Origin of the sequence: Pararhizobium sp. IMCC3301, from assembly GCF_030758315.1 — a bacterium.
Taxonomy (GTDB): Bacteria; Pseudomonadota; Alphaproteobacteria; order Rhizobiales.
Genome location: NZ_CP132336.1, coordinates 4,055,338 through 4,072,834, shown reverse-complemented (window position 1 = coordinate 4,072,834; position 17,497 = coordinate 4,055,338). Strand labels below are relative to the sequence as shown.

The 17,497-nt window shown below is 57.2% G+C and carries 12 protein-coding genes; 2 read left to right on the top strand and 10 right to left on the bottom strand.

Features of this window, described 5'->3' with window-relative positions; translation table 11 throughout:
• Positions 1 to 81: 81 nt before the first annotated feature.
• From RAL88_RS19475 to RAL88_RS19465, 3 genes are read right to left on the bottom strand one after another with little or no spacing between them, the layout of a single operon-like run.
• A complete protein-coding gene (locus RAL88_RS19475) occupies positions 82 to 459 on the bottom strand; it encodes a Na+/H+ antiporter subunit C (protein ID WP_306265730.1) in 378 nt (125 codons plus the stop codon).
• A complete protein-coding gene (locus RAL88_RS19470; protein ID WP_306265728.1) occupies positions 459 to 878 on the bottom strand; it encodes a Na+/H+ antiporter subunit B in 420 nt (139 codons plus the stop codon). Before RAL88_RS19470 ends, RAL88_RS19475 begins: the two co-directional genes overlap by 1 nt.
• The gene (locus RAL88_RS19465; protein ID WP_306269766.1) at positions 875 to 3,292 is read right to left on the bottom strand and encodes a putative monovalent cation/H+ antiporter subunit A; all 2,418 of its coding nucleotides are present in this window, start codon (positions 3,290 to 3,292) and stop codon (positions 875 to 877) included. The genes RAL88_RS19470 and RAL88_RS19465 overlap by 4 nt, the downstream gene beginning before the upstream one ends.
• A 519-nt stretch (positions 3,293 to 3,811) precedes the next feature.
• Here RAL88_RS19465 and msrB point away from each other — a divergent pair.
• Both msrB and RAL88_RS19455 read left to right on the top strand, forming a co-directional pair.
• Complete coding sequence (msrB, locus tag RAL88_RS19460) at positions 3,812 to 4,231, top strand: peptide-methionine (R)-S-oxide reductase MsrB (protein WP_306265726.1); 420 nt, start codon at positions 3,812 to 3,814, stop codon at positions 4,229 to 4,231.
• Positions 4,232 to 4,312: 81 nt separating this feature from the next.
• On the top strand, positions 4,313 to 6,397 hold the full coding sequence (locus RAL88_RS19455; protein ID WP_306265725.1) for a S9 family peptidase: 2,085 nt from the start codon (positions 4,313 to 4,315) through the stop codon (positions 6,395 to 6,397).
• An 18-nt stretch (positions 6,398 to 6,415) separates the two neighbouring features.
• On the opposite strand, the gene RAL88_RS19450 is transcribed toward RAL88_RS19455, so the two are convergent.
• From RAL88_RS19450 to RAL88_RS19420, 7 genes are all read right to left on the bottom strand, one after another.
• Positions 6,416 to 6,982 carry a hemerythrin domain-containing protein gene (locus tag RAL88_RS19450; protein WP_306265723.1) on the bottom strand — a complete coding sequence of 189 codons (567 nt, stop codon included), beginning with the start codon at positions 6,980 to 6,982 and terminating at the stop codon, positions 6,416 to 6,418.
• Between the two features lie 15 nt (positions 6,983 to 6,997).
• Complete coding sequence (locus RAL88_RS19445; protein ID WP_306265721.1) at positions 6,998 to 7,657, bottom strand: peptidylprolyl isomerase; 660 nt, start codon at positions 7,655 to 7,657, stop codon at positions 6,998 to 7,000.
• Positions 7,658 to 7,899: 242 nt separating this feature from the next.
• Positions 7,900 to 8,673, bottom strand: a complete 774-nt coding sequence (gene narI, locus RAL88_RS19440) for a respiratory nitrate reductase subunit gamma (protein ID WP_306265720.1) — start codon at positions 8,671 to 8,673, stop codon at positions 7,900 to 7,902.
• Between the two features lie 12 nt (positions 8,674 to 8,685).
• A complete protein-coding gene (gene narJ, locus RAL88_RS19435; RefSeq protein WP_306265718.1) occupies positions 8,686 to 9,390 on the bottom strand; it encodes a nitrate reductase molybdenum cofactor assembly chaperone in 705 nt (234 codons plus the stop codon).
• Between the two features lies 1 nt (position 9,391).
• The gene (gene narH, locus RAL88_RS19430) at positions 9,392 to 10,915 is read right to left on the bottom strand and encodes a nitrate reductase subunit beta (RefSeq protein ID WP_306265717.1); all 1,524 of its coding nucleotides are present in this window, start codon (positions 10,913 to 10,915) and stop codon (positions 9,392 to 9,394) included.
• A complete protein-coding gene (locus RAL88_RS19425) occupies positions 10,912 to 14,652 on the bottom strand; it encodes a nitrate reductase subunit alpha (RefSeq protein ID WP_306265716.1) in 3,741 nt (1,246 codons plus the stop codon). The genes narH and RAL88_RS19425 overlap by 4 nt, the downstream gene beginning before the upstream one ends.
• A gap of 13 nt (positions 14,653 to 14,665) precedes the next feature.
• The gene (locus tag RAL88_RS19420; protein WP_306265714.1) at positions 14,666 to 17,398 is read right to left on the bottom strand and encodes an MFS transporter; all 2,733 of its coding nucleotides are present in this window, start codon (positions 17,396 to 17,398) and stop codon (positions 14,666 to 14,668) included.
• Positions 17,399 to 17,497: the final 99 nt, after the last annotated feature.

Here is a 17,497-nt window from a genome sequence, read left to right as displayed (position 1 = left end):
ATTGTATCGTTTGGGCGGGGTTGCCCGCCCGCCCTTTGGTGATCCAGTTCAACACATGGTTCAATCCAAACATGAAACGCTCTAATATCCGGTCGGCGGAGCGGCTTCATCAGCCGGTTCCGCGATACGCATATCGTCCGTATCATCCGTGCCCAGTTCCTGATAGGCGCGATAGGCCAGGGTCAACAGAAAGGCGAAGAAGGAAAAGGAAATCACAATCGCCGTCAGAACCAGAGCCTGAGGCAAAGGATTTGCAATCGTCGGTTCGGCCACAGTCAGTCCGTCGGGCACAATCGGCGGCACTTCACGGGTGAGACGACCACTGCTGAAAATCAGAAGGTTGACTGCATTGCCAAGCACCACAACCCCCAAAAGGATGCGGATGACATGGGGCGACAGCATCATGTAGACCGCCGCGGTGAAAAAGATGCCGATCAGAGCGGCAAACGCAACTTCCATTACAGTTTCTCCCGCTCTTCAAGTCCCAGTGCTATCGAGGCAATGGTGCCGAGCACCACAAGATAGACCCCAATGTCAAACACCAGCGGAGTCGACAGCGAAAACTCGACCCCGAACAGCGTCGGATAGAACCACAGGCCGGTAAAAAAGGGCACGCCTGCGAACAGCGAGACAATGCCCGACAGAACGCCCAGAACCAGACCCGTGCCTGCTATCGACATGGGATGAAACACCAGCGCTCGGCGAACCGGCGGAACACCGCAGGCGACCCCGTAAATGGCAAAAGCCGAGGCCGCGATGAGCCCGCCGATAAACCCGCCGCCGGGCTCATTATGGCCGCGCAGCAGCACAAAGATCGAAAACAGCACCATCAGGCTTGTCAGATAGGGCGCAGTTGTCCGGAAAATCACTGTTCTCATATCGATGTCTCCTGTGCGCGCGCTGCAGCATTGTCTGTGATGGCGGCGGGAGTGGATGCGGCAGCAGCCTCCGGCACGGCCTCTCCGCGGGGCTTCTTTCTTGAGCGCACCCTGACCAGGGCCAGAATAGCCAGACCGGCAATTGCCACCACCGAAATTTCGCCCAGAGTATCCACACCGCGGAAGTCCACCAGAATAACGTTTACAATATTGCGGCCATGGGCGATTTCGACGCTGTGTTCACGGAAAAAGTCTGACAATTCAGTGTTGAATGGCTGTTGTGACACCGCCAGCAGCAGTAAAAAGAAACCGCCCCCGACAGCGACCGCAAGCGTGCCGTCAAACAAGGTTTTGCCGAATGAACGATGGTCATTCTGACAAAGGCTGAGCCGCGTCATCACCAGGGCCAGAATAACCACTGAAAGCGTTTCCACCATGAATTGGGTGAAGGACAGATCCGGCGCGCCGAACAGCATAAACAGCAGCGCCACGGCAAAACCCTGAATGCCGAGAGCCGCAATGGCGGTGAGGCGGTTTTTGGCACTCAGCACCGCAATCAGACCAATTACCCCAATCGCCATGATGCCCCATTCATAAAACAGCATCTGCGGCATTTCAGGCCAGGCTGGCAATTCATCGAGCAATATCAGCGGCACCAGCAGAGCGGCGGCAGTGGCGATAAAGGCGGCCTTCATATAAAGGTCCATTTGTCCCGGCTGCACCAAGCGGATCAACTTGTGCGCCAGCAATACCAAACCGTTGATAAACTGGTCGAAACCCAGATCCGGACCCCAGCCGATTGCAGTCAGCAGCCGGTTCATACCCGCGCGCATCGCCGCCAGGCGGAAAAACAGTATGATTCCAAGACCTACTGTAATTATCGACAGAATCAGATTCATCTTTATGGCAGTCGGCACCAGATGCAGTTCAGTATCCAAAGGCGTGCCAGCCACGCTGGAGGCCATCGGTCCGATCAGATTGGTAGCGGTCCATTGCAGCAGCAGAGCCGATGCAAGGCCGCAGATCGACAAAACAACAGGTCCCGCCAGCATCAGGACGGACCCTTCATGGGCCGCTTTCGGCGTTTCGGTTTTTGCCCCCACAAAAGGCTTGAAAGCCACAGCAAAGCCCATAACCAACATCAGCGCATTGCCGATTACCGCTGTGATAGTGAGGGCCAGAAACAGCGGCGAAGTGCCCCAGATGCCCAGATAGATTTCTTCCTTGGCGACAAAGCCGATGAAAGGCGGCAGGCCGGCCATCGACAAAGCCGCCAGAACGGCCGCACCAAAAGTAACCGGCATGGCGCGGGCCAGCCCGCCGAGTTTCGTCAGATCCCGAGTGCCGGTGCCATGATCAATGATCCCGGCCACCATGAACAAAGTGCCCTTGAACAGTGAATGGGCGAACAGATACAGCACCGCACCCTGAATTGCGATCTCGTTGCTGGTGCCGGTGAGCATGACCAGCAGGCCGAGCGAGGCAACGGTGGTGTAGGCAAGCATCAGCTTCAGATCGGTCTGGCGCGCCGCCAGCATAGTGCCGAAGATCAGCGTCATGCCACCGAAAATCGGCAGGATGGTTGACCACAAAATCGTATCACCCATGATCGGCTGAATCCGCATCAACAGATAAACACCGGCCTTGACCATGGTTGCGGAATGCAGATAGGCGGAAACCGGCGTGGGCGCCTCCATCGCGTTGGGCAGCCAGAAATGCAGCGGAAATTGCGCCGATTTGGTGAATGCGCCGCCCAGAAACAGCAGCAGAATGGGTACATAATATGGGCTGGTCTGCAGCAGGCCGGGCTGGGTCAGAAGCGTCGACAGATCAGATGTGCCGGTGACCAGTTGCACCATGATAACACCGGCCAGCAGCGACAATCCGCCGCCGCCCGTTACCACCAGTGCCTGAAGGGCTGCGCGGCGCGAGCGTTCCTTGGTATGGTTGAAGCCGATCAGCAGGAAAGATGTGATCGAGGTCAATTCCCAGAAAATGAACACAGTAATCAGATTGTCGGAGACCACCAGGCCCTGCATTGCACCCATGAACAGGAACATGAAAGACAGAAACCGGCCAAGCTGCGGATGGCCTTTCATGTAACCGCCGGAATACAGGATAATAAACGTGCCGATACCACTGATCAGCAAGGCAAACATCAGGCTCAGACCATCAATCAGATAAGATAGCGGCCACCCCATGCCCGGCCACCAGTCCCAGACATTGGCGAAACCGGCACCACCCGCTGTCTGGCCGATATACCCCAGAAAGTGAGCAAAAATTCCAGCCGGAACGAGCGCCAGGAGCCAGGCTCCGTGGTGGCCGGCCACACGCACGATGAAGGGCGCCAGAGCTGCGGCTACAAAGGGAGCCAGAATGGCAATGAAAGTGCCATCAATTGCTGCGTTCAAAATTCCCAACCCCTGTTATTCCGATCTGACGGTAAGCCAGCGTCTTACCCATTTGCAACAAAACCGGTCAAGGTGCAAACCTTGCGGTGTCATTTGGCAGGCGCAGGCTGGCTGCCAGGTTCCAAATCGGATGCGCCGGCCATTTGATCCACACCCACCACTGCCACAGATCAGCAATATTGCTGTCGATTCAACAGAATTCCCACAGGTGTAGCACTGTTTCCTCAAAATCTGATTCATCCACACCGAGTTTGATACCACGGAGGTGTCCTGTCTGCCGCGCGGCTGACAAGCTTCAATTGGCTCGGATGGGTTGGCGAATCAAGAGCTGCTGCGTTCGCGCCGTGGACAAGTGGTCTTGCCGACTTTTCTGGCCGGTGAAACTTCAACCGGCGCGCTCTGTGACACGATGCAGCGACAGAACCGGAGCATCAGCCAGCCTTCCTGGAATGGCACCCTTGCTGCATCCCTGCAGACGTCCTATTTGAAGTGGTTCCTGATACATTCAAAAAGCAGCTTGCCATGACAAAACAAAATCGCACTCCCACCGTTGTGAAATCCGAAGAGGAATGGCGTGCCGCACTGAGTTCGGAGCAGTTTCATATCACCCGCAAACACGGCACCGAGCGCGCCTTTTCCGGACCCAATTGGGATCAGAAATCGCCAGGTCTTTACCGCTGCGTGGCTTGCAATGAGCCGCTGTTCCGCTCGGAAACCAAATTTGATTCCGGCACTGGCTGGCCGAGTTTTTTTGCGCCGGTGGACGAGCAGGCCGTGAACGAATTTGTTGACCGCAAATTTTTCGTGAAACGCACCGAAACCCGGTGCGCCACCTGTGACGCGCATCTGGGTCATGTGTTTGCGGACGGGCCGCAACCGACCGGATTGCGCTATTGCATGAACGGGCATGCCCTCACATTCGAGGCCGACACTGCCGAATAACCTATCACGGCAGGCTCCTGCTTCGCTGACGCCGGTCCTGCCACACCATTCAGAACGCTGCTAGCACGCAAGAGAGCATCCATGACCGCCACACCCCCATCGCCCGAAAAACGGCCAACCACACACACCCATCATGGCATTGAAACCGAAGATTCCTACGGCTGGTTGCGGGACGATAACTGGCAGGAAGTGATGCGCGACCCGGCACTTCTGGCGCCCGATATCAGAGCGCATCTGGAAGCTGAGAATGCCTATACCGAGATGGCCATGGCGGATACCAGGAAGCTTCAGGACACCCTGTTTGAAGAAATGCGCGGACGCATCAAGGAAGATGACAGTTCGGTACCAACGCCCGATGGCGAATATGCCTATCTGACCCGTGAGCTGACCGGCGCACAACATCCGCTTCTGGTGCGTACACCGCGTGATGGTGGTGCGGAAAGCGTCCTGCTGGACGCCAATGTGGAAGCTGACGGCCTGGCCTATTTCAGGCTTGGCGGTGCCAGTCACGCCCCGGACCACAGCAAACTGGCCTGGTCCGCAGACCGCGCAGGATCGGAAAAATACCGGTTGAATGTGCGCGATCTGAGCACCGGCGAAGACATGCTCGACCATATTGAGGAGACCACCGGCAGCGCTGTCTGGGACGCCGGCAGCAATGGTATCTTCTACACCGTGCTGGATGATCATCACCGGCCCTGCAAGGTGTATTATCACCAACTCGGCACGGATCAGGCCGATGACAAGCTGATTTACGAGGACCCGGATGCCGGCTTTTTCCTTGGTATCGGCAAGACCCTCTCGGGAGACTATATCCTGCTGGACAGCCACGATCATGAAACATCGGAGGTCCGTGTCATTCCGGCAGACACGCCGCTGTCAGCGCCACAGCTGATTGCCGCCCGGACCAAGGGCGTGCAATATTCACTGGAACATCACAGCGACCGGTTTTATCTGCTGACCAATCGTGACGGGGCCGAGGATTTCAAGATAGTTACTGCCCCGGTTGACAATCCTGCGCCTGAAAACTGGGCCGACTTTGTGCCTCATGTTGCCGGCACATTGATTTTGTCGCTGACGCTGTTTTCCCGTCACATGGTGCGGCTGGAGCGGTTTGAAGGTCTGCCGCGCATCGTTGTGCGGGAGCTGTCTTCCGGCGCGGAGCATTCGATAGAATTCGACGAAGAGGCCTATGCGCTGGGCATGTCTGACGGGCTGGAATTCAAAACAGACAATGTCCGATTCTCCTACAGTTCAATGACGACGCCGGCACAGGTTTATGATTATAATCTGGACGATCGCCGCAGGACCCTTCGCAAAACCCAGGAAGTGCCCTCCGGACATAATCCGGAAGATTACAGAACGCGCCGGATTTTCGCACGGGCGGCCGATGGCGAACGGATTCCGATTTCCATTCTGTATCACAAGAACACCAGGCTGGACGGTACGGCACCCTGCCTGCTGTACGGATACGGGTCTTACGGTATCAGCATGCCTGCGGGTTTTTCCGTCACGCGTCTGTCGTTGGTGGATCGCGGCTTCATCTATGCCATTGCCCATATTCGCGGTGGTAAGGATAAGGGCGACCGCTGGTATCGCGATGGACGGCGCGACAAGAAAATCAACACGTTCAAGGATTTCATCACAGCGGGACGGTATCTGGCCTTTGAAAACTTCACGTCAGAAGGGCTCATCATAGCCGAGGGTGGTTCCGCCGGCGGTATGTTGATGGGAGCTGTTGCCAATATGGCGCCGGAACTGTTTGCCGGCATTATTGCGGACGTGCCGTTTGTCGATGTGCTGAACACCATGCTGGACGACACCTTGCCCCTCACTCCACCGGAATGGCCGGAATGGGGCAATCCTTTGAAAAGCAACGATGATTTCCTGACGATTCAAAGCTACAGCCCGTATGACAATGTGGCGGCCAAGGATTATCCGGCAATTATTGCGCTCGGTGGCCTGACCGATCCACGGGTTACCTATTGGGAGCCGGCGAAATGGGTGGCGCGGCTGCGCGAATTGAAAACCGACGATAATCTGCTGTTGCTGAAAACCAATATGGATGCCGGCCATGGCGGTGCATCAGGCCGTTTCGACCGGCTTAAAGAAACCGCCTTCACCGCCGCCTTTGCGCTGAAAATCGTCGGCCGGGCGGATGCGTAAGGTCGCAGGTCCGGAGATTTAAGTCTCGTTCTCCCGCAGACGGTCAGGGCGCCGCCGTTCCAGCATATGAGATCTCATGATTTCCAGATCGCCTTTAGTCAGGCGGGCTCGCGCGATTGGCAGAATAATGGCATTCTCGAGAATGAGATGACGCCGCGCATGATTGGCGAATTCTGTCATCTGCGCGCAGGCACTGTCTGCGAACGCCGCGTCGCCCGGTTCGTTTGCCTCGATCAGAGCAACTATGGCAGGTGCGTCGGCTAGGGCATGCACATGATCAGATTCCAGCTTGTCAATCACACAGTCGATTTCCACTTCGGGGTCGCAGCGTTTCAACAGCAGTGGAAAAAGGTCGATTTCCTCGTCTGCAAGGTGTTGCGGCAATTGTTCCTTCAAGAAGGTAAGCATCATCTGGCGTTCTGCGTTGTCGACGGGAAAAGTGGCAACCAGCCTGTCGATCAAGGCGCAAACCTCGCGTTCCCGCATGTGATCGTCGGCAATAAAGTCCAACGGATTCTCAAGCGAGCCGGTAGAACCTGTTTCGCTGCGCGCATTGCTTAACAATCGTTCGGTATGCCTCGTCATCGGCCTCTCCTCCGATCAGACCACGCTGAAGTCGGCACCTTTTATATCTGCCGCTTTGACCAGCCGGTCGACAAAATGCCGGGCCTGTATTGCCCAGGCGGTTTTCTCCAGGGCCTCTGCTATTTTTTCACGCACGGCCTCGAACGGCAGAACCTGCCCCTCGGCGAGCGCATCCAGCCGGATGATGTGATAGCCATGGCGGGTCAAAACGGGCTGAGATGTTATTTCACCCTCGGAAAGACTGCGCAGTGCAGCCTCGAATTCGGGAACCGTGTCACCCGGCCCGAGCTGTCCAAGCGCGCCACCGGAGGTTTTTGAGCCGCAATCGCTTTCGCGAGCAGCAAGAGATGAGAACGCTTTTGCGTTATTCAGAGCGAGCGCAAGAATACCATTTGCCCGCTCCAGGGCTTTGGCCCGCCCCTCTTCATTGCGCGGATCTGCAGCGCAAAGAATGTGGGAGACTTCCCAGAGCGGAGGCGTTTTGAAACGCGCCGGGTCCTTTTGCCATTCAAGACGAATATCTTCAGCGCTTGGCTTTGCATCATCAAGTGTCTGTTCAAGCAGGCTGCGGATCAAGGCTTCATCTTCTGTTTCAAAGCGGCCTGGCCCAACTTCAGCTGGCTCGGATGTGATGTGCTGACGTCTTGCCTCCTGTAAAAGAAGCGTGCGTATCACGACCGCCCTCGTGGCCTTAAGCCAGGCTTCCTGTGGTTTGCCTTTTGGAGCAGAATGATTCTGAGTTTCATGCCTGATAATCTCAGATTCGATTATTTCTCCATTTACCACGATGGGGGCAGCGGCCGCTCCTATTGCTGGCTCCTGGCGGGGTTGAGGCGCAGATTGCGCCCCGGCAACCACCTTGCCCCCAAAGGTGATGACAGTTCTGGCATTATGTTTTGCGTCACAACTCATTTCCATCACTCCGCAGGCTTGATATTTGTCACCATCGCAGATGCGGAGCGGGAAACCCCTCGATCTGGCAAAGCAACTTGACGCCGCGAGCGGACCACTTGATAGCCCGGGCGCAGCAGGAACCGGAACGGTGCTGCAAATCCCGAGAGCATGTGCACCAACCGTGTGAACGGAAACAGGATGGTGATCAGCAAGCCAAGGAAGATATGTATCTTGTAGAGCCAATGCACATCCACAACCGTCGCCCAGGCATTCAGGTTCAGAAGGACCACGCTTTGCGACCAGTTCATGAAGCGGACCATTTCCGATCCGTCCATGTGCCGCAGCGTCAGAAAGATGGTGCCCAGACCAATGAAAAGCTGCAGCCAGATAAGGACCAGAATGCCGATATCTGCGAAGCTGGTGTGTAGCCAAATACGCAGATCAGTCACCCGGCGGTGAATCAGCATCGTCGCACCGATAAGCGCCGCGACGCCCGCCACTCCGCCCAAAAGCACGGCCGCCCACTGTTTGAGTGCATAGGGAATGCCAAGCGTGTCCAGCACCCAAATTGGGGTGAAAAGGCCAATCAGGTGCCCGCCGAAGACTGTGATGATCCCTACGTGGAACAGGATCGAACCCCAGATCAACTGCTTGCGGCGCAACAATTGACTGGATGAGGATTTCCAGGTGAACGGATCGCGTTCGTATCGGGCGATGGATCCGACAATCAGCACGGTTAGCGCGATATAGGGCATGATCCCAAAAATAAAGTAGTCGATGTCGAAGTTCCAGAACATGGCGGTCTCTCCCTATTCGGCCGTATGCTGCGGCGCGGGGTTTACGGGCGTATCCATGCGCGAAAGCATGTCGCGCACTTGTGGGCACCCGGCATTGGGGTCAGGGCCGAAAAGCACTTCGCTTTCTTCCCAAACCTCGTCCAGTGCCTCCAGATCGGTGGGGTCGTCGTCAGGTTGTGCGAGCATCTCGGCGACGGCCTCACTATCTGCCTGCACACCAGCCAGCTGCAACAGGCTGGCGAACACGGCACCATAAGGACTTTCTCGCCGAACAAGCCGGGCGTTCAATGCCTCAAAGATATGGGCCGCGTCCGCCAGAATTTCCTGCGCCTCGGGTGCAGGACGCGTCGACAGGAATTCCAACAGCACCGGCAAGTGGTCGGGCAGTTCCGAAGTGACCGGATCGAACCCGCCTGCCCGGTATGTCTCGACCAGCGATACCATCGCACCACCGCGGTCACGGCTTTCGCCATGCACATGCTCAAACAGGTTGAGCGACAGAGTGCGCGAGCGGTCGAAGAGCAGTACGAACTGCTCTTCAAGGTCATAGATGTCGCGTCCTGTCAGTTCCTCCACCAGCGGGCGCAACGCCCGGCGTGCCGCCGCTGTCAAACGCGTGTCCGAGGTCAGAACGGCTCCGATCTCGGGCATGGCTTGCTGCAATTCGCGCGTCGGGTAACTCAGGATGAGCGACAAGGCTTTTAATGTGCGGTCCATTTCATTGTACCTCCGTCGGCATTTTGAGGGGCTTCTTGGACCCGCCGAAAAGTGAGCCGCTGGAGATACCGGTGGAGCATCCGTTGCTGTCGGTAAAACCGCAACCGCCCTTCAGGTCATAGGCATCTTCAACCTGCTCGCGGTGTGTCGTGGGAATGACGAACCGGTCTTCGTAATCGGCCAGAGCCATGATCTTGTACATGTCCTCGATCACCCGACCTGTGAGACCCACTCGCGCCGCGATGCCTTCGTCGATGACGCCCTCTACGGTCTTGGACCGCATGTAGGAGCGCATTGCCAGCATCCGTTCGAGCGCTGTCACCACCGGTGCCTCATCCCCTGCTGTCAGCATATTGGCCAGGTATTTGACCGGGATGCGCAGATTTTTCACATCCGGCATACCGGCGTTCATGCCAATCGCGCCCGCTTCGGCAGCATTCTGGATGGGTGAGAGCGGCGGAATATACCACACCATCGGCAGCGTGCGGTATTCCGGATGCAGTGGGAAGGCGACTTTCCACTCCATCGCCATCTTCCAGATCGGACTTTCCTGGGCCGCCTTGATCCAGTCCTCGGGGATGCCATCGGCCCGCGCGGTTTCAATCACCACCGGATCGTTGGGGTCAAGGAAAACGCCAAGCTGCGCATCATAAAGGTCTTTCGTATCCTCCATATTTGCCGCTTCTTCAATCTTGTCGGCGTCATAGAGCATAACACCCAGATACCGGATCCGGCCCACGCAAGTTTCCGAGCAAACTGTCGGATTGCCCGATTCAATGCGCGGATAGCACAGCGTGCACTTTTCGGATTTTCCGGTGGACCAGTTGTAATAGACCTTCTTGTATGGACAGCCACTGACGCACATCCGCCAGCCGCGGCATTTCTCCTGATCGATCAGGACGATGCCGTCTTCCTCGCGCTTGTAGATCGCGCCCGACGGACAGGAGGAGACGCAGGTTGGATTGAGACAGTGCTCGCACAACCGGGGGAGATACATCATGAAGGTGTTTTCGTATTCCCCGTAGATTTCTTTCTGGATGCCCTCAAAATTGTAGTCCTGCGAGCGTTTTGAGAATTCGCCGCCCAGGATTTCCTCCCAGTTCGGGCCTTTTTCGATTTTCTGAATCCGCTCACCGGTGATCTTGGAACGGGGGCGCGCCGTGGGGAACGCCTCCATTTCTGGCGCGGATTTCAGGTGGTCATAGTCGAAATCGAACGGCTCGTAATAGTCGTCGATCTGGGGCAGGTCGGGGTTGGCAAAAATATTCGCCAGAATCCGCCATTTCGATCCCTGCTTGGGCTGAAGCTTACCCGCCTTGGTGCGTTCCCAGCCGCCATTCCAGCGCGCCTGGTTCTCCCAGTCGGTCGGATAACCGGTGCCAGGCTTGGTTTCCACATTGTTGAACCAGGCGTATTCAACGCCTTCACGGCTCGTCCAGACGTTCTTGCAGGTGACAGAGCAAGTGTGGCACCCGATACACTTGTCGAGATTCAGCACCATGCCGATTTGTGCGCGGATTCTCATTCTGCAGCCTCCTTGGTGGTCGGTTCCCATGCCTTTTCGGCATCGAGCCAGTCGACCTTGTTCATTTTCCTGACGACGACGAATTCATCCCGGTTCGATCCCACGGTGCCGTAATAATTGAAGCCGTAGGATTGCTGGGCATAGGCACCGATCATGTGGGTGGGTTTCAGAACCGTCCGGGTCACCGAGTTGTGGATACCGCCGCGAAGCCCGGTCTTTTGAGACCCCGGCGTGTTCACGATTTTTTCCTGCGCGTGATACATGAAGGTCGTGCCTTCCTTAATCCGCTGGGAAACAACTGCCCGCGCTGTTAGAGCCCCGTTTATATTATAAAGCTCTACCCAGTCATTATCGACGATGCCCGCAGACTTCGCATCGACCTCGGAAATCCAGATCACCGGCCCGCCGCGGTTGAGCGTCAGCATCAAGAGGTTATCGGTATAGGTGGAGTGAATGCCCCATTTTTGGTGCGGCGTGATGAAGTTCAGCACCAGGTTATCGCCTTCGTCCTGAACGTCCTTGGTGATCGTCTTCAGATCGACCGGAGGCCGGTAGGACATGAAGCCCTCGCCAAATGCCCGCATCCACAGGTGATCCTGATAGAGCTGTTGTCGGCCCGTCAGGGTCCTCCACGGTATCAGCTCATGCACGTTGGTGTAGCCGGCATTATAGCTGACCTTCTCAGACTCAATCCCCGACCAGGTAGGCGACGAGATGATCTTGCGCGGCTGGGCGGCGATGTCCAGAAAACGGATCTTGTTGTGATGCTCGCCTTCAGCCAGATGGGCATGTTTGCGCCCGGTGGCCTTCTCCAATGCTTGCCACGCCTTGACGGCGACTTCACCGTTGGTCTCCGGCGCCAGCATGAGGATGACTTCGCAGGCGTCGATAGCCGTTTCGATTTTTGGCCGGCCCGCAGCCGGACCGTCCAGATGGACGCCGTTCAGGGCTGACAGGTTGTCGATTTCGGTCTGGGTATCCCAGTTGATGCCCTTGCCGCCATTGCCGAGCGTGTCCAGAAGCGGGCCAAGCGCGGTAAAGCGGTCGTAGATCGCAGTGTAATCCCGCTCGACCGTGACAAAGGCCGGGGCGGTCTTGCCCGGAATCAGGTCGCATTCGCCCTTCTTCCAGTCCTTTACCTGATCCTGCGCAATTTCGGCAGGGGTGTCATGCAGGATCGGAAGCACGACGATGTCGGTCTCCTTGTCCAGATAGCCCGGTGCGATTTCCTGGAATTTCCTGGCGATCGCCTTGAAGATTTCCCAGTCGGATTTGCTTTCATAGGCTGGGTCAACGGCCGCCTGCAGGGGGTGGATGAACGGGTGCATGTCCGATGTGTTCATGTCGTCTTTTTCGTACCAACTGGCCGTTGGCAGGACGATGTCAGAGTAAACGCAGGTCGTGGACATCCGGAAGTCGATGGTCACCAGAAGGTCCAGTTTGCCGCGCGGCGCATCCTCATGCCACTTGGCTTCTTTGGGCAGTTGCCGGCCCTCTTCGCCAAGGTCTTTGCCCATGACGCCATTGTCAGTGCCGAGCAGGTGTTTGAGAAAGTATTCATGGCCCTTGCCGCTTGATCCCAGCAGGTTAGACCGCCACACAAACAGGTTACGCGGCCAGTTTGCCGGATCGTCCGGATCTTCACAGGACATTTCCAGATCACCGGATTTCAGGCCTTCCGCGACATAGGCCGGGATTTCCTTGTCCGCTGCCTTCGCTGCTTTGGCGACATCAAACGGATTTGTTTTCAACTGCGGTGCCGATGGCAGCCATCCCATTCGTTCAGCACGAATATTGTAGTCGATCAGGCTGATATCCCAGTCCCCTTCGGGAGCAGTGGGAGACAGGATTTCGTTCGCCGTCAGTGTCTCATAGCGCCACTGGTCCGTGTGCGCATACCACGCACTGGTGGAGTTCATGTGCCGCGGCGGGCGGTTCCAGTCGAGCGCAAAGGCCAGCGGTTGCCAGCCGGTTTGCGGGCGCAATTTCTCCTGCCCCACATAATGCGCCCAGCCGCCACCGGATTGACCGACGCAACCACACATAACCAGCATGTTGATGACACCACGATAATTCATGTCCATATGGAACCAGTGGTTCATTGCAGCGCCGATAATGATCATCGACTTGCCATTCGTCTTTTCGGCATTGTCCGCGAATTCACGGGCCACATGGATAATCTTGTCTGCAGAGACGCCTGTGATCTTTTCGGCCCATGCGGGTGTGCCGGGCATGTCGTTGGCATAGTCGTTGGTCACCCAGTCACCGCCCAACCCACGATCAAGACCATAGTTGGCGCAGAACAGGTCGAACACCGTCGCGACGGCGATCTCGCCCGCGGCGCTCTTAATCTTTTTGACCGGAATATTGCGGGTCAGGACATCGGGGTGGTCGGCATCGGTCTTGAACTGTCCGAAAGCCTCGCCGCCAAAATAAGGGAAATCGACGCGCAGAACTTCGTCGTGATCTTCTCCCAGAACCAGCGACATTTTGAGATGTGTTTCAGCATCCTTCGCTTTTTCTTCAAGGTTCCATTCGCCGTCTTCACCCCAGCGGTAACCGACCGAGCCATTGGGTGCAACGAAGCCCTTCGACAACTCGTCAAAGGCCACGGTTTTCCATTCCGGATTGTTGTCTTCCCCCAGTTTGCCATCCAGATCGTCGGCACGCAGGAAGCGGCCCGGCACAAGGCGACCGTTTTTCTCGTCCAGTTTCACCAGCATCGGGAAGTCGGAGTATTTGCGTGTGTAGTCCTCGAAGTACTCTGTCTGTTTATCCAAGTGGAATTCGCGCAGGATAACGTGACCGAAGGCCATGGCAAGTGCGGCATCGGTGCCCTGCCTGGCGTTCAGCCAGACATCGCCAAACTTCGCGGCTTCCGAATAATCGGGGCAGATAACAGCTGATTTTGTGCCTTTATAGCGCGCCTCAGTATAGAAATGCGCATCAGGTGTCCGCGTCTGCGGCACGTTCGAGCCCCAGAGCAGCAGATAGCCCGCATTATACCAGTCAGCGCTTTCCGGCACATCGGTCTGCTCACCCCATGTCATCGGTGATGCTGGAGGCAGGTCGCAATACCAGTCGTAGAAGGACATGCAGACGCCACCCATCAGGCTCAGGTAGCGCGACCCGGCGGCATAGCTCACCATCGACATCGCCGGGATTGGCGAGAAACCAAACACACGATCAGGCCCATACTTCCTGGCCGTGTAGATATTGGCTGCTGCGGTGATTTCGGTCGCCTCATCCCAGGTGGCGCGTACAAACCCACCCTTGCCACGGGTTTCGACGTAAGAGGCGCGCAGGATCGGGTCGGCCTGTAGCTTGGTCCAGGCCTCGATCGGGCCCATCGTCTCGCGCATCTTGCGCCAGACCTTCATCAGGCGCCCGCGCACAAGCGGGTTCTTCACCCGGTTGGCGGAATAAAGATACCAGCTGTAGCTCGCGCCGCGTGCGCAACCACGCGGCTCGTGGTTGGGCAGATCGGGACGGGTGCGCGGATAGTCCGTCTGCTGCGTCTCCCATGTCACGATCCCGGATTTGACGTAGATCTTCCACGAACACGACCCGGTACAGTTCACTCCATGGGTCGAGCGGACAATTTTGTCATGCCGCCAGCGGTTGCGGTAGGTGTCTTCCCAATCGCGGTTTTCGCGGGTGACCTGGCCATGGCCGTTCGAAAACTGTTCCAGTTCTTTCGTCTGGAGGAAGTTCAATCTGTCAAGCAGATGGCTCATGTCATTTCCTTTCTTATTCAGCGGGTTGGGCAGCGGTGGCAGCGCTGCGATCACGTTCGATGTCATGGAGAAGCCCACCGCGCCGGGTGTAGAAAACCCAGGTCACGATCAGGCAGAGCACGTAGAAGCCAAGGAAAGTCCAGAGTGCGCCGTTCGGTGCCCCGGTCATTGTCATGGAGGTGCCGTAGAGCTTGGGAATGAAGAATGCTCCATAGGCTGCGATCGCCGATGTGAAAGCGATGATCGCGGCACTCTCGCGCTCGGCCTGCTTACGGCTGGCCGCAGCATCGAGCCCCGGCATAAGACGTGGGATTTCGCGGCCCATGATCGCCGGGATCATCTGGAACGTTGAAGCGTTGCCGATACCGGTCAGCAGGAACAGCGCCATGAAGCTGGCGAAGAAGCCCAGGAAGCTGCCACCGGCCCCATCAGAAGGCAGGAAGGTGATAACCCCGAAGACAGCGAGGATCATGCCCAGGAAGACCCAGAAGGTGACCCGTCCACCGCCGAAGCGGTCGCTGACCCAGCCTGTACCGGCACGACTCAACGCACCGACAAGTGGACCAAGGAACACGTATTGCAGCGCATTCACTTCAGGGAACATCAGGCGTGTCAGCAGCGGGAAGCCTGCTGAATAACCGATAAAGCTGCCAAAGGTGCCGGTATATAGCAAGCACATCACCCAGTTGTGGAACCGGCTGAAGATGATTGCCTGATCGCGGAAGCTCGCCTTGGCATCTGCGATATCATTCATGCCAAGCCATGCTGCGACAGTTGCCAGGATAATAAAGGGCACCCAGACAAAGCCGGCATTCTGCATCCAGAGCTGGCCGCCATCGTCCAGAGTGACCGGCGCGCCGCCCATCGCCCCGAAGACGCCCGCCGTGATGACGATAGGCACAAGGAACTGCATGACGGACACACCAAGGTTGCCCAGCCCGGCGTTCAGTGCGAGCGCATTGCCCTTTTCTGCCTTCGGGAAGAAGTAGGCAATGTTGGCCATGGAGGAGGCAAAGTTACCCCCGCCCAGACCACACAGAAGTGCGAGGGTGAGGAAAATCAGATACGGCGTTTCAGGATTTTGCACCGCGTAACCAATGCCAATGGCTGGCAGTAGCAGAGAAGCGGTTGAAAGCGTTGTCCAGAGCCTGCCACCGAAGATCGGCACCATGAAGCTGTAGAAAATGCGCAAGGTGGCACCCGACAGGCCCGGCAACGCCGCCAGCCAGAACAGCTGTGACGATGTGAACTCGAAACCGATGGCCGGCAAACGTGCCACCACCATTGACCAGACCATCCAGACCGAGAAGGCCAGAAGCAGCGCCGGGATCGAGATCCAGAGGTTTCGACGAGCGATCGCGCGCCCCTTGTCGGACCAGAAAGTCGCGTCCTCGGGTTGCCACTCTGTAAGTGTCCGAGGCATGGTTGTCCGCTCGGGCGAGTGTATTTCCTGCATCTCCGGGAGTTCCGGAAGCTCGTCAAGCGCGGGACCATGTGCAGCTCGCTCCATCGCGCGCACAGAAAAGTGCATCCAGCCCAGGGAGATCGCCACCACAGCGAACAGCAGCGCAAAGCTGCTTGTGTAGATGCCGGTCAGTTCCAGAAGGGCACCAAAGCCGATAGGAAGAACGAACCCGCCCAGCCCGCCGATCATGCCTACAAGCCCACCGACTGCACCAACATGGTGCGGATAATAGACCGGAATGTGCTTGAACACGGCCGCCTTGCCGAGGCTCATGAAGAAACCAAGCACAAACAATACGATGACGAAGGGTACGACATCCATCTGGGTCGAAAAGGAGATCGGTCCGTTCTTGCTTTGGATTACGTAATCAGTCGGCGGATAGGACAGCATGAACAGCAGCACGAGGCTGAAACCGAAGGTCCAGTACATCACCTTCCGGGCACCGACCTGATCCGACAGGTGACCGCCATAGGCGCGGAACAAGGAGGCTGACAGCGAGAACGCTGCCGCAGACATACCTGCGGTCCGCACATCAAGGCCATAAACCTCGATAAGATAGTGTGGCATCCACAGCGCCAGCGCGACGAAGCCTCCGAAAACGAAAAAGTAATAGAGCGAGAAGCGCCAGACCTGAAGATTCTGGAGAGGCGCGAATTGTTGTGCAAAGCCCGGGGCCTTGACGCCGGATTTCCGCCGCGCAACCAGTTCCGGATCATCCTTGGCAAACAGGAAGAACACGACAGCCATAATCGCAAGGCCGATCGCCCAGACATGAGCTACACCCTGCCAGCCATAGGCCACCATGACGAAGGGCGCGACGAATTTGGTGACGGCCGCGCCAACGTTGCCAGCGCCGAAAATGCCAAGCGCCGTCCCCTGATGGCCCGCGTCGTAAAAGCGCGATACATAGGCAACGCCTATGATGAAGGACCCGCCGGCCAGGCCAATGCCAAGCGCTGCGACAAGATACATGGTGTAGGTCGAGGCGAAGGTCAGCGCCCAGGTAGCCATCGCGGTCAACAGCATCTGTGCAGTAAAGACCAGTCGCCCCCCGTATCTTTCGGTCCAGACACCCAGAAACAGGCGCGTGACCGAACCAGTCAGAATAGGCGTTGCAACAAGCAGGCCGAATTGTGCCTCATTGAGACCAAGCTCGGCTTTGATCCCCACGCCAATAATCGAAAAAATCGTCCAGACCGCAAAGCAGGCCGTAAAGGCAACGGTGCTGAGCGCGAGGGCTCGGTCCTGATCGGCTTTTCGGACCGTTCCGGCAATGTCCATGATATGTCCACCTTGCGTCTGTGCCTGCGATACGCCCACTGCGGGCCTGCCGACAGAGGTGGAGGGCTTCGGGCTCTCGATCCTTGATCTGGATCAAGA